General features: G+C 68.5%; 17 protein-coding genes. 8 read left to right on the top strand and 9 right to left on the bottom strand.

The features are described 5' to 3' along the window. Positions 1-5 precede the first annotated feature (5 nt). Complete coding sequence (locus J2W23_RS00430; protein ID WP_307648075.1) at positions 6-140, bottom strand: hypothetical protein; 135 nt, start codon at positions 138-140, stop codon at positions 6-8. Here J2W23_RS00430 and J2W23_RS00425 point away from each other — a divergent pair. The 4 genes from J2W23_RS00425 to J2W23_RS00410 all read left to right on the top strand — a co-directional run bounded on the left by J2W23_RS00425 (position 100) and on the right by J2W23_RS00410 (position 4,118). After that, complete coding sequence (locus J2W23_RS00425) at positions 100-1,650, top strand: cobyric acid synthase (protein ID WP_307647277.1); 1,551 nt, start codon at positions 100-102, stop codon at positions 1,648-1,650. The genes J2W23_RS00430 and J2W23_RS00425 overlap by 41 nt on opposite strands. Then, on the top strand, positions 1,647-2,687 hold the full coding sequence (gene cobT / locus J2W23_RS00420; RefSeq protein WP_307647276.1) for a nicotinate-nucleotide--dimethylbenzimidazole phosphoribosyltransferase: 1,041 nt from the start codon (positions 1,647-1,649) through the stop codon (positions 2,685-2,687). Before J2W23_RS00425 ends, cobT begins: the two co-directional genes overlap by 4 nt. Before the next feature lie 64 nt (positions 2,688-2,751). Beyond that, positions 2,752-3,546: an adenosylcobinamide-GDP ribazoletransferase gene (locus J2W23_RS00415; protein ID WP_307648038.1), complete on the top strand. Its 795-nt coding sequence runs from the start codon at positions 2,752-2,754 to the stop codon at positions 3,544-3,546. Then, positions 3,543-4,118, top strand: a complete 576-nt coding sequence (locus J2W23_RS00410) for a histidine phosphatase family protein (protein WP_307647275.1) — start codon at positions 3,543-3,545, stop codon at positions 4,116-4,118. Before J2W23_RS00415 ends, J2W23_RS00410 begins: the two co-directional genes overlap by 4 nt. Positions 4,119-4,128: 10 nt before the next feature. Here J2W23_RS00410 and J2W23_RS00405 read toward each other — a convergent pair whose 3' ends face one another. The 3 genes from J2W23_RS00405 to nth all read right to left on the bottom strand — a co-directional run bounded on the left by J2W23_RS00405 (position 4,129) and on the right by nth (position 6,675). Continuing rightward, positions 4,129-5,040, bottom strand: coding sequence for a hypothetical protein (locus J2W23_RS00405; RefSeq protein WP_307647274.1), 912 nt, complete (start codon positions 5,038-5,040; stop codon positions 4,129-4,131). A 120-nt stretch (positions 5,041-5,160) separates the two neighbouring features. After that, entirely contained in the window at positions 5,161-6,009 is an 849-nt protein-coding gene (locus J2W23_RS00400; protein WP_307647273.1) for an Ivy family c-type lysozyme inhibitor, read from the bottom strand. An 18-nt stretch (positions 6,010-6,027) separates the two neighbouring features. Next, positions 6,028-6,675 carry an endonuclease III gene (gene nth, locus J2W23_RS00395; protein WP_307647272.1) on the bottom strand — a complete coding sequence of 216 codons (648 nt, stop codon included), beginning with the start codon at positions 6,673-6,675 and terminating at the stop codon, positions 6,028-6,030. Positions 6,676-6,819: 144 nt separating this feature from the next. On the opposite strand from nth, the gene J2W23_RS00390 reads away from it, so the two are divergent. After that, positions 6,820-8,007 (top strand): aminotransferase-like domain-containing protein, encoded by a 1,188-nt coding sequence (locus J2W23_RS00390; protein WP_206179001.1) that lies wholly within the window; start codon positions 6,820-6,822, stop codon positions 8,005-8,007. Between the two features lie 15 nt (positions 8,008-8,022). Here the strand turns inward: J2W23_RS00390 and J2W23_RS00385 are convergent, their stop codons facing one another. Beyond that, positions 8,023-8,250: a hypothetical protein gene (locus tag J2W23_RS00385; protein ID WP_013541760.1), complete on the bottom strand. Its 228-nt coding sequence runs from the start codon at positions 8,248-8,250 to the stop codon at positions 8,023-8,025. 57 nt (positions 8,251-8,307) lie between these two features. Between J2W23_RS00385 and J2W23_RS00380 the strand changes: the two genes are divergently transcribed. After that, on the top strand, positions 8,308-8,631 hold the full coding sequence (locus tag J2W23_RS00380) for a DUF6172 family protein (protein WP_307647271.1): 324 nt from the start codon (positions 8,308-8,310) through the stop codon (positions 8,629-8,631). A gap of 4 nt (positions 8,632-8,635) precedes the next feature. Here J2W23_RS00380 and J2W23_RS00375 read toward each other — a convergent pair whose 3' ends face one another. The 3 genes from J2W23_RS00375 to mfd are packed head-to-tail and all read right to left on the bottom strand — an operon-like array spanning position 8,636 to position 13,895. Continuing rightward, positions 8,636-9,709 (bottom strand): Ldh family oxidoreductase, encoded by a 1,074-nt coding sequence (locus J2W23_RS00375; protein ID WP_307647270.1) that lies wholly within the window; start codon positions 9,707-9,709, stop codon positions 8,636-8,638. Next, positions 9,706-10,416, bottom strand: coding sequence for a phosphoserine phosphatase SerB (gene serB, locus J2W23_RS00370; RefSeq protein WP_307647269.1), 711 nt, complete (start codon positions 10,414-10,416; stop codon positions 9,706-9,708). Before serB ends, J2W23_RS00375 begins: the two co-directional genes overlap by 4 nt. Then, the gene (gene mfd / locus J2W23_RS00365) at positions 10,413-13,895 is read right to left on the bottom strand and encodes a transcription-repair coupling factor (protein ID WP_307647268.1); all 3,483 of its coding nucleotides are present in this window, start codon (positions 13,893-13,895) and stop codon (positions 10,413-10,415) included. The genes serB and mfd overlap by 4 nt, the downstream gene beginning before the upstream one ends. Before the next feature lie 116 nt (positions 13,896-14,011). On the opposite strand from mfd, the gene ispD reads away from it, so the two are divergent. After that, a complete protein-coding gene (ispD, locus tag J2W23_RS00360; RefSeq protein ID WP_176657850.1) occupies positions 14,012-14,725 on the top strand; it encodes a 2-C-methyl-D-erythritol 4-phosphate cytidylyltransferase in 714 nt (237 codons plus the stop codon). Between the two features lie 61 nt (positions 14,726-14,786). Further along, the gene (gene ispF, locus J2W23_RS00355) at positions 14,787-15,278 is read left to right on the top strand and encodes a 2-C-methyl-D-erythritol 2,4-cyclodiphosphate synthase (protein WP_307647267.1); all 492 of its coding nucleotides are present in this window, start codon (positions 14,787-14,789) and stop codon (positions 15,276-15,278) included. Positions 15,279-15,288: 10 nt separating this feature from the next. Here ispF and J2W23_RS00350 read toward each other — a convergent pair whose 3' ends face one another. Next, complete coding sequence (locus J2W23_RS00350; RefSeq protein ID WP_176657848.1) at positions 15,289-16,701, bottom strand: sensor histidine kinase; 1,413 nt, start codon at positions 16,699-16,701, stop codon at positions 15,289-15,291. Between the last annotated feature and the right edge of the window lie 67 nt (positions 16,702-16,768).

Here is a 16,768-nt window from a genome sequence, read left to right as displayed (position 1 = left end):
CGGATTCAAAACGCAACTGCGCCTTCGGCCGCCAGCGTGAAAGATGCCACATTTTTCCGCCCGAATCGGGGCGCGCGGCGCTCAACGACAATCCGGCCCATGAGTTCAACGGCGAAAAGCAGGCCGGCGCGATGCGTCATGGTTCTGGGCACCACCAGCGGAGCCGGCAAGAGCTGGCTGGCCACGGCGCTGTGCCGCTGGTATGCGCGGCAGGGGCTGAAGGTGGCGCCCTTCAAGGCGCAGAACATGAGCAACAACGCCCGCGTGGTCGATGGCGGCGAGATCGGAAGTGCCCAGTATTTCCAGGCCCTGGCCGCCAATGCCGTGCCGGATGTGCGGATGAATCCGCTGCTGCTCAAGCCCGAGCGCGATACCCACAGCCAGGTCGTGCTGATGGGCCAGGTGAGCGAGGCGCTCTCGGCCTTGCCCTGGCGCGGGCGCAGCGAGCGCGTCTGGCCGCAGATCGCCGAGGCGCTCGACGAGCTGCGCGCAGAAAACGACGTGGTGGTGATCGAAGGCGCGGGCTCGCCGGCCGAGATCAACCTCATGGCCAGCGATATCGTCAACATGCGCGTCGCCCGCTACGCCGAGGCCCGCTGCCTGCTGGCCACCGACATCGACCGCGGCGGCGCCTTCGCGCATCTCTACGGCACCTGGGCGCTCTTGCCCGAGGCCGACCGCGCGCTGCTGCACGGTTTCGTGCTGAACAAGTTTCGTGGCGACGCCTCGTTGCTCTCGCCCGCGCCCGAGAAGCTGCAGGCGCTGACCGGCGTGCCCACCGTCGCGACGCTGCCGATGTGGTGGCAGCACGGCCTGCCCGAGGAAGACGGCGTATTCGACGACCGAACCACGTGGACCCCCACGCTCGGCACTGTCGTGTCCTCGCTGCCCCCCGAGGGGGCGCTCGCGCCCAGGGGCGGCCCGTCGGCGCTCGGCGCGAGCGGCACCGTCACGCGGACCGTGGCGGTCATCGCCTATCCGCGCATCAGCAACCTCGACGAATTCCAGTCGCTCAAGAACGTGCCCGGCGTGCGCCTCGTCTGGGCTCGCACGCCTGCCGACGTGGCCGGCGCCGACTGGATCGTGCTCCCCGGCTCCAAGCACACGAGCGGCGACCTGGCCTGGCTGCGCGCGCAGGGGCTGGACAGTGCCGTGGCCACCCATGCATCGCGAGGCGGCGTGGTGCTGGGCATCTGCGGCGGATTGCAGATGCTGGGTGAGGCGCTGGTCGATCCGCATGGCATCGACGGCAACGCGCCGGGGCTCGGCCTGCTGCCGCTGGTGACGGTGTTCGAGCGTGAAAAGACGGTGCGCCACCGAGCTGCCACCTTCGGCGCGCTGACCGGCGACTGGGCCGCGCTGTCGGGTGTGCCGATGGCCGGCTACGAGATCCACCACGGCCAGACCGCCGCGCACCCGCAGATGGCGCAGGACGGCCATGCCGTGATGCCCGAAGGGCTGGCCTGGCAGAACGCGCGCGGCAACGTGCTCGGGCTGTACCTTCATGGGCTTTTCGAGGATGCGGCGGTGCTGCATGCGCTGTTCGGCGCCGCGGCGCCCACGCTCGACCGCACCTTCGACGGCCTGGCTGATTTCATCGACACCCATTTCGACACCGGCGTCCTTGCCGGCCTGATTGAATCCGCATGAACGAAACGATCCCCTCCATTTCCGATATCGCCGATGCCGCGCTGGCTGCGAAGCTGCAGAGCGCCATCGACAACAAGACCAAGCCGCTGGGTGCACTCGGCCGGCTCGAGACGCTGGCCTTGCGGATCGGCACGATCCTCGGCAGCGAAGCGCCGGTGCTCGAAGCACCGCAGATGCTGGTCTGCGCGGGCGACCATGGGTTGGCGGCGCGCGGCGTCTCGGCATTTCCGAGCGACGTGACCTGGCAGATGGTCGAGAACTTCCTGGCGGGCGGGGCCGCGGTCAGCGTGCTGGCGCGGCAGCACGGGTTGGCACTGACCGTGGTCGATTGCGGCGTGCGGCGGGACTTCCAGCCGCGCCCGGGGCTGGTGTCGCGGCGGATCGCTGCCGGAACTGCGGATGCGTCGGCCGGCCCGGCGATGACCGCCGAGCAATGCGCGCAAGCCATCGTCAACGGCCGCGAGGTGGTGCGCGCGCTGCCGGGCAATGCCTTGCTGCTGGGCGAGATGGGCATCGGCAACAGCTCGTCGGCGGCGCTGCTGCTGTCGCGGCTCGCGGGGCTGGACATCGGCGCCTGCACCGGCGCGGGCACCGGTCTCGACGCCGCAGGGCTGGCACGCAAGCGGGACGTGCTGCGCGAGGTGCTCGCACTGCACGCGGGTGCAACGACGCCACTCGAAGCGCTGGCCGCATTCGGTGGCTTCGAAGTCGCCACGCTGGTCGGCGCAGTGCTGCAGGCGGCGGAAGAACGCCGCGTGATCGTGGTCGATGGCTTCATCGCCAGCGCTGCGGTGCTCGTTGCGCAGGCGCTGCAGCCACGTGTGACGCAGCGCTGCGTGGCCGCGCACAGCTCGGCCGAGCCGGGGCATGCGCTGCTGCTGAAGCATCTCGGTCTCGAGCCCTTGCTGAACCTGGACCTGCGCCTGGGCGAAGGCTCGGGCGGCGCGCTGGCCTGGCCGCTGCTCGAGTCGGCTTGCCGCATCCTGCGCGAGATGGCGAGCTTCGAGGCGGCGGGCGTGTCGCGCAAGGACGCATGAGCCGCCGGGCCACTCCCAAGGCGAATACCGTAGCGCGAAGCGCGAAGGTTTCTCTATGCGTTCGATGAACGGCATTCGCCACTTTCTGCTCGCACTGCAGTTCTTCACCCGCGTGCCGGTGACCGGTTCGCTCGCGGCATGGGTCGGATTCAGCCCGCAGATGCTGCGCGCGAGCGCGGCGCATCTGCCGGGCATCGGGTGGCTGGTGGGCGGGGTGGCCGCGCTGGTCTTCGTGGCCGTGGGCGTCGGGTTGCAGAGCGTGGCGGGCGCGTTCGCCGCAGCGGTGCTGAGCACCGTCGCCACCGTGATGCTGACTGGCGCCTTTCATGAAGACGGCCTCGCCGACGTCGCCGACGGCCTGGGCGGCTCGGCCCACCGCGACCGCGCGCTGGAGATCATGAAGGACTCGCGCATCGGCGCTTTCGGTGCCGTGGCGCTGGTGCTCGCACTGGGCCTCAAGTTCGCGCTGCTCGCCACGCTGGCCGGGCGCGGACTGGAAGCGGTGGCCGTGGCGATCGTCGGGGCGCACGTGCTGTCGCGGCTCGCGCCGCTGTTCCTGATTCGCTGGTTGCCCTATGTGGGCGACAGCGGGGCGAGCAAGGCGAAGCCGCTGGCCGATGCGATCAGCGGCGGGGCATTGGCGATTGCGGTGCTGTGGTCGATTCCCGCCGTGGCGTTGCTGCTGTGCGCGCATGACGTCGTGCACGTTGGCGCGGCGCTGCTGGCTGTCGTCGTGGCCGCGGGATGGATGGCGCGCCTTTTCTTGTGGCGCCTGCAGGGTTTCACCGGCGACGGTCTGGGCGCGACACAGCAGGTCTGCGAGCTGGCGATCTATCTCGCGCTCGCCTGGCAGGCATGACGACGCCCCGCCGGACCCTCTGGCTTCAACGTCATGCGCCCGTGGTGGCGGCGCACGGCCTTTGCTATGGCGCGACAAACCTGGAAGCGCACGCGGCCGACACCCTGCAGGCCGCCGAGCGCATTGCGCACTGGCTGCCGCAAGGCATTGCGCTGTGGAGTTCGCCGCTCAGGCGATGCACGGCCCTGGCCGAAGCGATCGTTGCGTTGCGGCCGGATCTTTCCGTGCGGCAGGACCTTCGGCTGGCCGAGATGAATTTCGGCGCGTGGGAAGGACGGCCATGGTCCGCGATCGCGCGCACGGAATTCGACGCCTGGACGGCCGACTTTGCCGGGGCGCCTGCCGGCCAGCATGGGGAGAGCGTGCGCGCGTTCATGGCGCGCGTGGCCGAAGCGCACGACGAATGGCGCTCGGGTGAGGGCGACGCACTGTGGGTCACCCATGCCGGCGTGCTGCGCGCCGTGACGCTCCTGCAGCGTGGCATCCGCTGCCCCGCAACCGCCGCCGACTGGCCTGCCGGCGATCTTGCATTCGGCGGCTGGTTGACCTTCGATCACCCTGCAGCCGGCTGACCCCTACGCACTACGCCCGCGCGAACCACAGTTCGAAGTGGTTGAAGTGCACGTTGCCGCAGAGCTTCGGCGGCAGTTCGGTCATCGTTGGCGCCGGAGCCACCTGGCTGGCCGTGGCCGTCCGCACCCGGTCCAGCGCCGTGGGCGAGACCTTGTCCTTGCAGTAGCGCACGCTGTTCTGCCTGGGCGTGCTCTGCGCCGGCACCAGCTCGATGCCGGGCACGATCATCCCGGCCTGCCGCAATCCCTCCGATGCCTTGGTCGCAGCCGGCCAGTCGGCCCGGTCGCCGACCTGCAGGTAGATGCGGATCGGCAGCGAGGTGTTGTCCAGCGCCGCCGCCACGAGGCTGGGCGCGGCAGCCGCCGGCGCCGGTTCGGCGGCGACGCTCGCCGCGGCCGGCGTGCCCCAGGCCTGCATCGCGGAGAGGCCCGCCTTGTCGAAGAAGGTGTAGATCGCCTGGCTGGCGACGCGCTCCTCGGGCGTGGCATTGGGCCGGTTGCCGGCTTCGGCCGTGCTCCGGAACAGCGCGACGATCTGCCCCGACACCTGCTTGTCGATCCCGTCGCCGGCCGAGAGGCTGTTGAGCAGCACGATGGCCATGTCCACCTGCGGGCGCTTGTCGGAGGTGAGCAGGGGGCCGAGCTTGAGCAGCATGTCCGCGTCGCGTCGGCTGCGCTCGGCGAGCTCGCGGCGTGCGATCTCTTCCTGGTCGAGGTAGCGCTGCAGCTTGGTGAAACCCGTGGCGACGATGCCTGCCAGCACCGTCGTCAGCAGCCAGAAGCCGACCTTGGAATCGCCGAAGGCCGAGAGGCGGTCCATCAGCGTGGGTGGCCTTGCCGGGGTGGCGAGGGATTTGCGCACTTCCATCCGGAAGTACTCCTCTTCGCGGATGTCCTGCTGCTGCTCGGGCGTGAGTGCCATGGCGTCTGCTTCCTCCACCGTGGTTGTGGGGTGCAGTGTCTGCCTCCGTCGGCCGTTGCACATCCATCGTTGGTGGTAGTGCGTTGGGGCGGCCGGGCCCCGGGGGAAATGCGCGTCAGCTCAGTTCTTTTGCCGCCACTGCTCGCGCCAGAGCTTGTCCAGCTGCGGTGCCAACGTCTGCGGCGGCGCGCCCACGAGGGTGTTCTTGCCGTTGCGCTGCACCAGTCCGTAGATGCGCCCCGAGCCCTGGTCGTAGAGCGCGATGGCGTTGTTGTCGAAGCAATCGTGCGGCTTGCAGAAGGCGTGCAGCACATAGCGCGTGCCGTCCACGGTGACCCATTGCGGCTCGGGCGCCGGGCCTTCGCGGCGCACCAGCCAGCGGTCGTTTTCCTTGGTGCCGAGTGCGGCGCGCCAGGCTTTCTGCATCGCGGGGCCCTGCGCGAGCGCAGCGGGGCTGCCGGTCGGCGGAGGCGGCTGCTTCGTGGCGGCCGGTTCCGCGGGCGGCGTCGCGGCGCGCGCGGGGCCGTCGCATCGCCAGTAGCGCAGCTTCATCAGCTCGGGGCCCAGTTGGCCTGCCACCGGCTTCGCGGCATCCAGCGTGATGGACTGCCCCCGCGTTTCGCGAAAGACCAGGAAGGTCAGCGCGCCGGCCTTGTCGACGTTGCTCATCAGCGCGACGTCGAAGCGCGCCGGCGGCTGGCTGTTGCCGAAGAAGCTGTGGGCCGTCTCAGGCGATTGGCCGACCACGCGGCGCTTGCCGCTTTCGACGATCAGCTGGTCCTCGCGCACCTGCAGCGTCGGCGCGGACGCATCGGCGCACGAGGTCGACCAGCGGCCGCCATAGGCCGCCATGACGTCGGGTGGCAGGCCGTTGCCGCCTTGCTGCGACCAGGCCGCGGCCGGCAGGAAGGCGATGGCAGAGAGCAGGGCGGTGGCGAGGGCGGTGCCGTGATTCTTCGAGGTCTTCATTCGTGGAGTGTCAGGGTGTCAGGCGGTTTTCGGCGCGGGTGTCTTGGGTTTGTAGTCGCAGTACGGCGCCACCGCGCACTCCCAGCAGCGCGGCTTGCGCGCCACGCAGATGTAGCGGCCGTGCAGGATGAGCCAATGGTGCGCGTGCAGCCGGTATTCCACTGGGACGCGCTTCTCCAGCTTGAGTTCCACCTCCAGCGGCGTCTTGCCCGGTGCGAGGCCGGTGCGGTTGCCCACGCGGAAGATGTGGGTGTCGACCGCCATGGTCGGCTCGCCGAAGGCCACGTTGAGCACTACGTTGGCGGTCTTGCGGCCGACGCCGGGCAGGGCCTCGAGCTCGGTGCGCGTCCTTGGCACCTCGCCGCCGTGCAGCTCGACCAGCATGCGGCAGGCCTCGATCAGGTGCTTGGCCTTGCTGCGGTACAGGCCGATGGTCTTGATGTATTCCTCCAGCCCCTCCACGCCCAAGTCGAGGATCGCCTGCGGCGTGTTGGCCACCGGAAAGAGCTTGCGCGTGGCCTTGTTCACACCCACGTCGGTGGCCTGCGCCGAGAGCAGCACGGCGGCCAGCAGCTCGAAGGGGGTGTCGTATTCGAGCTCGGTCTCGGGCGTGGGGTTGGCCGCCTGCAGGGTGGCGAAGAAGAGGGGGATGTTGTCTTTTTTCATGGGAATCGGGGTGCGCGGCCCCTGTCTGCCGGGCGGTGCGGGGCGGCGGTAGGCGCAATATATCGTTGAAAGCCGATAGCCTTACGCAGCATTCATGCACCCGGCTTTCGCGACAATGACGCCCAGAAAGTGAGACTGACCATCATGCAATTCGCCTCCCGCCTCGACAACGTCGAAACCTCCGCCATCCGCGAACTCTTCAAGCTGCTCGGCAAGCCCGGCATCATCAGTTTTGCGGGCGGTTTCCCGGACAGCGCGATGTTCGACGTCGAGGGCCTGAAGGAGGCGAGCCAGAAGGCATTGACCGAGGAGCCCGGCGGTGCGCTGCAATACGGCGCCACCGAAGGCTACGAGCCGCTGCGCAGCCAGCTCAGTTCCTTCATGAAGACCAAGGGCGTCGATGTGGACCCGAGCGGCCTCATCGTCACCACCGGCAGCCAGCAGGCGCTGGACCTGCTGGGCAAGACCATGATCTCCCCCGGCGACAAGGTGATCGTCGAAGGCCCGACCTTCCTGGCCACCATCCAGTGCTTCCGCCTCTACGGCGCGCAGCTCATCAGCGCGCCCATCGACGCCAACGGCGTGAAGACCGACGAGCTCGAAAAGCTCATCGCGGAGCACAAGCCCAAGTTCGTCTACCTGATTCCGACCTTCGGCAACCCCAGCGGCGCGATGCTGACGCTGGAGCGCCGCAAGAAGGTGCTCGAACTCGCCGTGAAGTACCAGACGCTGATCGTCGAGGACGACCCGTACGGCGACCTCTACTTCGGCGAAGCGCCGCCGCCGTCCATCCTCGCGCTGAGCAAAGACGTGCCCGGCAGCCGCGAGCTGCTCGCGCATTGCGGCAGCCTCAGCAAGGTGCTGAGCCCGGGCCTTCGCATCGGCTGGATGATCGCGCCGCCCGAACTGCTCGCCAAGGCGACGATGTGCAAGCAGTTCAGCGATGCGCACACCAGCACCTTCTCGCAGGCCACGGCCGCGCAGTACCTCAAGAGCGGCCGCATGCCCGCCACGCTCGCGCATGTGCGCGAGGTCTACGGTCAGCGCGCGCAGGCCATGGGCGCGGCGCTCCAGCGCGAACTGGGCGATGCGGTGAGCTTCACGCAGCCCAATGGCGGGTTGTTTTTCTGGGCGCGCCTCACGGGCGCCAACGGCAAGCTGGCCGATGCGAACGAGCTGGCCAAGCGCGCGATCGAGAAGCTCGTGGCCTTCGTGCCCGGCGCGCCGTTCTTCGCCGAGAAGCCCGATGTGGCGACGCTGCGCCTGAGCTTTGCGACGGCCGACGTGGCGAAGATCGAAGAGGGCGTCAAGCGCCTCGGCCAGGCGCTGTAAGCCCTCGGCACGCGTTCAGGGCGAGCGATGCAGGCGGGGTGCCGCCAGCAGGTCCAGGTTGTCTGAAATGGCCGCATCCACGTTCGGATAGCGGCCTTTCATCTTGGAGAGCGTCATGATGGTCTGCAGCGCCTTCAGGTCCTTGACCGAGGGCGCGACCTTGATCTGCGCGATGGCCGCGGGGGCGTTGCCGCCGTTCACCAATGCCATCACCTTGCTTGCCCAGTCGTTTGCGCGCGCCATGTCTTCACCTGCTTTCCATTTGAACCGCCGACTTTACACAGCGGGTTAGGATCACCCATGAGAAAAACCTTTCAGCTCCAGGTCGAGGGCAAGCACCCCGACCGTCTCGTCGAAGCCATCAAGCACGAGATCCGCAAGTACATCAAGCGCGAACGCCGCCGCGACCTGCCCGAAGGCAGCGACTTCTGGGACTTCGATTGCAAGTTCGGCGCAGCGCAGGAATCGGCCGAGGTCGTCCATCTGCCGGCCATCAACAAGCTGATCGACGGCATCGTGAAAGAGGCCGGCAAGCAGTTCTACGTCGAGATCCTGGCCAAGCCCGGCAAGCGCACGCCGCGCCCGGTCGGCGACCGGACCGGGGAAGCGCCCGAAGAAGACTGATTCTTCAAAGAAGCGCCTGCGCGAGTTGCAGGCCGTGGCGCTGCTCCGCGTCCTGCAGCGAGCGCGCGATCGACGGGTGCAGCCGCACCCCGTTCTTCGATTGCGCTTCCCGGCGCTTCAACCCGCCTTCTCCCGGCAGCCGGACCGGTTTCGCAGCGTCGATCGGTGCGTTGTTCCGGCACTGGGCCGCAACGTGGTCCATCTGGTGCAGGAACGCTTCCTTGCCGCCGAACGCATTCAGGTCGTGCAGCGTGATGTGCACCGTCGCGCCCCAGCCCTCTTTCGGATCGGCCCGGCCGAAGCCCGCCAACCCGGCCGTCAACGTCTCCACCAACAGCGCCATGCCGTAGCCCTTGTGGCCATGGCTCAGGCCGCCCACGGGCAGCAGCGTGCCCGGCGGCTGGTCGAACAGCACCTGCGGGTCGTTCGTCGGCTTGCCGCTGGCGTCGATCAGCCATTCCTCGGCGAAGGTCTCGCCGGCCGCGCGCTTGCGGTTGCTCATGCCGTTGGTGGTGATCGAGGCCGAGATATCCACCATCACGCCGCCCGTCGAGAGCGGAAATCCCATCGCCAGCGGATTGGGCGTGAACACCGCCTGCGTGCCGCCGAAGGGCGCGACGCTGGCGCTGTTGGGGTCGGAGCAGGCCAGGAGCATCAGCATGTCTTCCTGCAGCGCGCGCAGCATGTAGACGGCGAGGCAGGCGATGTGGTGGCTGCGGCGGATCACGAGCGAGGCGGTGCCCAGTTCGCGTGCTCGGGGCACGAGCAGGTCCATGCCCTGGTCCATGAGCCAGGGGCCGGGCAGGCGCTTGCCGTCCCACAGCACGGCGGCGGGGCGGTCCGACAGCACCTCCGGCGCGCCGTCGCGTGTCATGCCGCCGGATTCGATTTCCTTCACATAGCCCGCCAGCAGCGCGAGGCCGTGCGTGTCGTGGCCCAGCAAGTCGCCCTCGACCAGCGTGCGGGCGACGCTGTCGGCCATCGACGCGGCGAGGCCCGCTTTCTGCAGCAGGGCACTCGCGTAGTCCTGCAACGCGTCGGCGCGGTAGAGCGGGGCGTCGATTGCGGCGGCGGTCATTTCAGGATTTCGAGCAGGCGGTCGAGCCCGCCTTCGTTGATCGCCACCATGGCCTGTTCGCGGACCTTCGGCTTCGCGTGATAGGCCACCGAGAGGCCGGCCTCGCCCATCATCGGCAGGTCGTTGGCGCCGTCGCCGACGGCAATGGTTTCCTGCGGCGAAATGCCCATGAGCGATGCGACTTCCAGCAGCGTGCGGCGCTTCTCGGCGCCGTCGCAGATGTCGCCCCAGCTCTGGGTCACGACCTCGCCGGTGAGCTTGCCGTCGGCTTCGTCGAGCAGGTTGGAGCGCGCGAAGTCGATGCCCAGCCGGTCCTTCACGCGGTTCGCGAAGAAGGTGAAGCCGCCCGATACAAGCAGCACCTTGAGGCCCGCCTTCTTGCAGGCGGCCACCAGCTCGGTCGCGCCGGGGTTGAGCTTCAGGCGCTCGTCGTACACCTGCTGCAGCGCCGCGACCGGCACGCCCTGCAGCAGCGCCACGCGGCGGCGCAGGCTTTCCTTGAAGTCCTTGATCTCGCCGCGCATCGTGGCCTCGGTGATCGCGGCCACCTCGGCCTTCTTGCCGACGGCATCGGCGATTTCGTCGATGCATTCGATGTTGATCAGCGTCGAGTCCATGTCGAAGGCGATCAGCTTGAAGTCGGCGAGGGCCAGCGGCGGTTTCACGCGCTGGAGGACGAGGCCGGGGGAAGTTTCTGTAGCGCTCATGCGGGGGCGGGTTCCTTGACGAGGGGTTGACCGAGGCTGCGAAGCACGTCTCGCACCATCTGCGCGCGGTCCTTGGGCTCTTTCAGCTCGCGCTCGATGCGCAGCTTTTCATTGCCTGCGAGCTTGATGTGCTTGTTCTTCTGCACCAGCTGGATGATGGCCATGCCGTCGACCGGTGCGTCCTTCTTGAAGGTGATGTTGATGATGCCCGGCGCCGCATCGACCTTCACCACGCCATACGGCCGCGCGAGCACGCGCAGGCGGTGCGTATCGATCAGCGTCTGCGCCTGCGGCGGCAGCTTGCCGAAGCGGTCGACGATTTCCTCGAGCAGCGTGTCGATCTGGTCGGGCGTCTTCGCGGTGGCCAGCTTCTTGTAGAACGACAGCCGCAGGTGCACGTCTCCGCAGTAGTCGTCGGGCAGGAGGGCGGGGGCGTGCAGGTTGATTTCGGTCGTGACCGACAGCGGCGAGAGCAGGTCGGGCTCTTGCCCGGCCTTGAGCGCGCGCACCGCCTCGCTCAGCATCTCGTTGTAGAGCTGGAAGCCGATCTCCATCATGTTGCCGCTCTGGTTCTCGCCGAGCACTTCGCCCGTGCCGCGGATTTCCAGGTCGTGCATTGCGAGGTAGAAGCCTGAGCCCAGTTCTTCCATCTGCTGGATGGCGTCGAGCCGCTGGGCTGCCTGCTTGGTGAGGCCCTCGGTGTCCGGAACCATCAGATACGCATACGCCTGGTGGTGCGAGCGCCCGACGCGGCCGCGCAGCTGGTGCAGCTGCGCGAGGCCGAACTTGTCGGCGCGGCTCATCACGATGGTGTTGGCGGTCGGCACGTCGATGCCGGTCTCGATGATGGTCGAGCACAGCAAGAGGTTGTAGCGCTGCGCCACGAAGTCGCGCATCACCCGCTCCAGCTCGCGCTCGGGCATCTGGCCGTGGGCGACCGCGATGCGGGCTTCGGGCAAGATTTCTTCGAGCTTCTGGCGCCGGTTCTCGATGGTCTCGACCTCGTTGTGCAGGAAGTAGACCTGCCCGCCGCGCTTCAACTCGCGCAGCACGGCTTCGCGGATCACGCCGGTGCCTTCGTTGCGCACGAAGGTCTTGATGGCCAGCCGCCGCTGCGGCGCGGTGGCGATCACGCTCAAATCGCGCAGGCCCTCGAGCGCCATGCCCAGCGTGCGCGGAATCGGCGTGGCGGTGAGGGTGAGCACGTCGACCTCGGCGCGCATCGCCTTCATCGCCTCTTTGTGGCGCACGCCGAAGCGGTGCTCCTCGTCGATGATGAGCAGGCCCAGGTTCTTGAACTTGACCGACTGCGAGAGCAGCTTGTGCGTGCCCACCACGATGTCGATCTGGCCCTCGGCCAGCCCCTTTGCGGCAGCCGTGATTTCCTTGGCCGAGCGGAAGCGGCTCATCTCGGCCACCTTCACCGGCCACTTGGCGAAGCGGTCGACCAGCGTCTGATAGTGCTGCTCGGCCAGCAGCGTGGTCGGCGCAAGAAACGCTACCTGCTTGCCGCCGGTGATCGCGATGAAGGCGGCGCGCAGCGCGACCTCGGTCTTGCCGAAGCCCACGTCGCCGCAGACCAGGCGGTCCATCGGCTGGGGCGAGATCATGTCCTGCACCACGGCGTGGATCGCGGCCTTCTGGTCGGCGGTTTCCTGGAAGCCGAAGTCGTTGGCGAACACCTCGTAGTCGGCGGCCGAGTAGCGGAAGGCATGGCCTTCGCGGGCGGCGCGGCGGGCGTAGATGTTGAGCAGTTCGGCGGCCGAGTCGCGCACTTGTTCGGCGGCCTTGCGCTTGGCCTTTTCCCACTGGCCGGAGCCCAGCCGGTGCAGCGGCGCCTCGTCGGCGCTCACGCCGGTGTAGCGGCTGATCTGGTGCAGCTGCGACACGGGCACGTACAGCGTGGCCTTGTCGGCGTACTCCAGGTGCAGCATTTCCTGCAGGAGCGGCTTGCCTTCGGCGTCGAGGCCCTGGCCCAGGTCCATGTGCATGAGGCCGCGATAACGGCCGATGCCATGCGCGGTGTGGACCACCGGGTCGCCGACGTTCAGCTCCGAGAGGTCCTTGATCAGTGCTTCGACGTCGCTGACCTGTTCCTGCTTCTTGTTGCGCCGGCGTGTGGTGGGCGCAGTGGCGAAGAGCTCGGTCTCGGTGACGAGGTCGATGCCTTGCTCGCGCCAGGCGAAGCCCGAGGCCAGCGCGGCGGTGACGATGCCGATCTTCTCGTCGGTGGAGGCCTCGAACTCGGCCAGCGAATCGAAGGCCGGCGGGCTCACGCCGCTGGCGCGCAGGAAGTCGAGCAGGCTCTCGCGGCGGCCGTCGCTCTCGGCGACCATCAGCACGCGGTGGGGCGTGGCGGCGATGTGAGCCTTCAGGCCGACCAGCGGGTCTTCGGCGCCGCGCACCACCGCGAAGGGCGGGAGCTTGTCGAACTCGGCGTAGGGCGTGTCGGTGGCGATGTCGCCGCGGATCGCAAGCTGGGCGTGCGGCTTGGCGCGCTGGTAGAACTGTTCGGCGTTCAGGAACAGCGCCTCGGGCGGCAGCGCGGGGCGCTCCGGGTCGCCTCGCACCAGCCGGTAGCGCTCGTTCGCGTCCTGCCAGAAATGCTGGAACGCAGGTTCGAGGTCGCCGTGGAGCACCACGGTGGCGTCGGGGCCGAGGTAGTCGAACACCGTGGCCGTCTCGTCGAAGAACAGCGGCAGGTAGTACTCGATGCCGGCGGTGGCCACGCCGTTGCCCATGTCCTTGTAGATGCGGCTCTTGGTCGGATCGCCTTCGAGCAGTTCGCGCCAGCGGCTGCGAAAGCGCGCGCGGGCGTCGTCGTCCATCGGGAACTCGCGGCCCGGCAGGAGGCGCACCTCGGGCACGGGGTAGAGGCTGCGCTGGGTGTCGGGGTCGAAGGTGCGGATCGAATCGATCTCGTCGTCGAACAGGTCGACACGGAACGGAACCAGCGAGCCCATGGGGAACAGGTCGATCAGGCCGCCGCGCACCGCGTATTCGCCGGGGCTCACCACCTGCGTCACGTGGCTGTAGCCGGCCAGCGTGAGCTGTGCCTTGAGCTTGGATTCCTCCAGCTTCTGCTTGGCCTTGAAGTGGAAGGTGTAGCCGGCCAGGAACGCGGGGGGCGCCAGGCGATAAAGCGCGGTGGTGGCGGGCACCAGCACCACGTCGGCCTCTTTCTGGCTGATGCGCCAGAGGGTGGCCAGCCGCTCGCTGATCAGGTCCTGGTGCGGCGAGAAGCTGTCGTAGGGCAGCGTTTCCCAATCGGGGAAGAGGGCGCAGCGCAGGTCGGGCGCGAAGAAGGCGATCTCGTCGATGAGGCGCTGGGCATCGTTGGCGTCGGCCGTGAACATCGCGGTGGCGCGGCCGGCAGCCTTCTCGCGCATGCCCAGCTGTGCGAGCAGCAGGGCATCGGCCGACAGAGGGGGACGCGGCAGCGTGAAACGCTTGCCCGCCGTGAGGTGGGGGAGGTCCATGGAACGCTTCGAGAAATGCACAACACCCCGCGCCGAATGGCGAGGGGTGTGCAGGAGGCAATTCTAGAATGGCGGCCCCTTATCCGCTTGTCGGCCATTGGCCCGTGCCGCACCCCATGTCTTCTTCCCGATTCTTCGTGCTGATTCCTTGTGCCGGCTCCGGCCACCGTGCGGGCGGCGTGCAGCCCAAGCAGTACCAGCGGCTCGCGGGGGCGTCGATGGTGGCGCACACGGTGGAGGCTTTTCGCGCCCTGGCCGGTCGTTTTGCCGGCCTGGCGGTGGTGGTGGCGCCGGACGACCGCGAAGTGCAGGCCGCGCTGCCGCGCTTTCCGGGCGACGACGAGTACCTGCTGCAGGTCGGCGGCCTGACCCGGGCGGCCACGGTGCGCAACGGCCTCGCGGCATTGCGCCAGAAGGGCGCCGGGGCGCACGACTGGGTGCTGGTGCACGACGCGGCGCGCTGCCTCGTCACCTCCAGCCAGATCGAGGCGCTGATCGCCGCCTGCGAGCACGATGCCGTCGGAGGCCTGCTGGCCCATCGGCTGGCCGATACGCTGAAGGTGTCCTCGGCCGACAGCCGCGTTTCCCAGACCCTCTCGCGCGCCGACAAGTGGCTGGCCCAGACGCCGCAGATGTTCCGCATCGGCATGCTGCTAGACGCGCTGGAGCGCGTGGGCGACGTGGTGACCGACGAGGCCAGCGCCATCGAGGCCATCGGCCTTGCGCCGCTGCTGGTGCCAGGCAGCGCCCAGAACTTCAAGATCACCTTTCCCGAAGATTTCGCGCTGGCCGAAGCGGTTTTGCTCAGCCGCAAGAAAGCCATCGCATGAGCGCCGCGCCGGGCCGCCCCAAGCAAGCGCGCACCGCAGCGCGAAGCGCGGAGGTACTCCAATGACACCTGCACCCTTCAATATCCGTGTCGGCGAGGGCTGGGACGTTCACCAGCTCGTGGCGGGGCGCAAGCTCATCCTGGGCGGCATCGAGGTACCGCACACCACGGGCCTCCTGGGGCATTCGGACGCCGACGTGCTGCTGCACGCAATCACCGATGCGCTGCTGGGCGGCGCGGGGCTCGGCGACATCGGCCGGCACTTTCCTGACACCGACGTGCAGTTCCGCGGTGCCGATTCGGCCATGCTGCTGGCCGAGGCGGCGCGGCGCGTGCGGGCGGCGGGCTGGGAAATCGGCAATGTCGACAGCACCGTGATCGCCCAGGCGCCGAAGCTGGCGCCGCACATTCCGCTCATGTGCCAGCGCATCGCGGACACGCTGGGCATCGCGCTCGAGCAGGTCAACGTGAAGGCCAAGACGGCCGAGAAGCTCGGCCCGGTAGGCGAGGGCCGCGCGATGGAAGCACGCGCGGCTGTGCTGCTCCACCGCTGAAGGCGGCGGATCAGGCGGGCTTCTTGCCCGGTACTTCGCCCGGCTTGGGCGTCGGCATGGCGCGCGGCATGCGGATGTGCGCCGCGAGCCCGCGCCCCGGCGTGCTGGTGAGCGCGAAGGTGCCGCCCATGCGCTCGATGTTCTTCGCCACGATCGAAAGACCCAGGCCCGCGCCCGCCGCCGAAGTGCGCGCCGCGTCGCCGCGGAAGAAGGGCTTGGTCAGCTGGGAGAGCAGGGCGGGCTCGACGCCCGCGCCGTGGTCGCGCACCTTGATCAGCACCGCATCGTTGTTCGCCTGCGCCTGGATCGTGACGTCCGCCACGCCTGTGGCCGGCGTCTTGCCGTAGCGCCGGGCGTTTTCGACCAGGTTGGAGATCACGCGCGTGAGCTCGACCTCGTCGCCCAGCACCCGCAGGTCGGGCGGGACCTCGACCTTGATATTCATTTCCTCGTAGTCCTGCACGGCATAGGTGCAGGCATCGACCACATCGCGCAGCAGCACGGGGCGCGGATCGACGTGGTCGGGCCGGGCGTAATCGAGGAACTTGTCGATGATCGCGTCGAGCTGGGCGATGTCGGCGGCCATGTGGTCCCGCGCATCCTCGTCGGCCACGCTCATCTCGGTTTCCAGGCGCAGGCGCGCGAGCGGCGTGCGCAGGTCGTGCGAGATGCCGGCCAGCATGATGGCGCGGTCCTGCTCGATCTTGGCGAGCTGGTCCGCCATGCGGTTGAAGCCAATGTTGACCGCGCGGATCTCGTTGGTGCGGGCGCGCTCGTCGAGCCGGTGCGCTTCGTATTCGCCCTCGCGCACCTGCATGGTCGCGCGCGACAGCTGCTTGAGCGGCAGGTTGATGAGCCGGGTGATCAGCGCCGCGCCGGCCAGCGAGAGCGCCATCGCGGTACTGAGCCAGACCAGCCAGGTGCGCCCGCCCACGCGGCTGAAGCGCGTCGGATCGAGCAGCAGCCAGTAGGTGTCGCTCTCGATCGTGAAGCCGATCCACAGGCCCGCCTCGTCGTTGACGCGGCTGGCCACGGTGGTGCCTTCGCCGAGCTGGTCGATCAGCTCCTCGGTCACGCGCTGGTCGAGCGCGCCGCTGGTGTAGGGCTGGAAGCGGTCGTTCGGTTCGCGCGGCAGGATGCGCACGCCTTCCTGGTCGGCCAGCGTCTTGATCAGCGAGACGCGGGTGATGGCGTCCGAATACACCAGCGCCGCGCGCGTGAGGTTCACGAGCGAGGCGATCTGGTGGGCCGTTTGAATGGCGCGCGGCTCGTATTCGAGTGAGCGAAAAGTCTGCAGCCAGGCGACCGTGCAGCCGATCAGCAGCAGTGCGAGCAGGAAGAAAGTGCGCCAGAAAAGGCTGAAGCCCAGCTTGAGGCCGGGGCGACGGTCACGCGCCGCGCTGGCCTCCAGCGGGCTCGGCATGGTGACCTGCGCGCCGTCCTCCTGCGCTTGGCCGGGTCTGGCAGGTCTGGCAGTTGGGCCGATGGCC

It is taken from the genome of Variovorax boronicumulans, assembly GCF_030812215.1.
GTDB classification, from domain to species: Bacteria; Pseudomonadota; Gammaproteobacteria; order Burkholderiales; family Burkholderiaceae_C; genus Variovorax; species Variovorax boronicumulans_C.
Note: the sequence above shows the minus strand (reverse complement) of the source record. Positions and strands in the feature narration are given on the sequence as shown.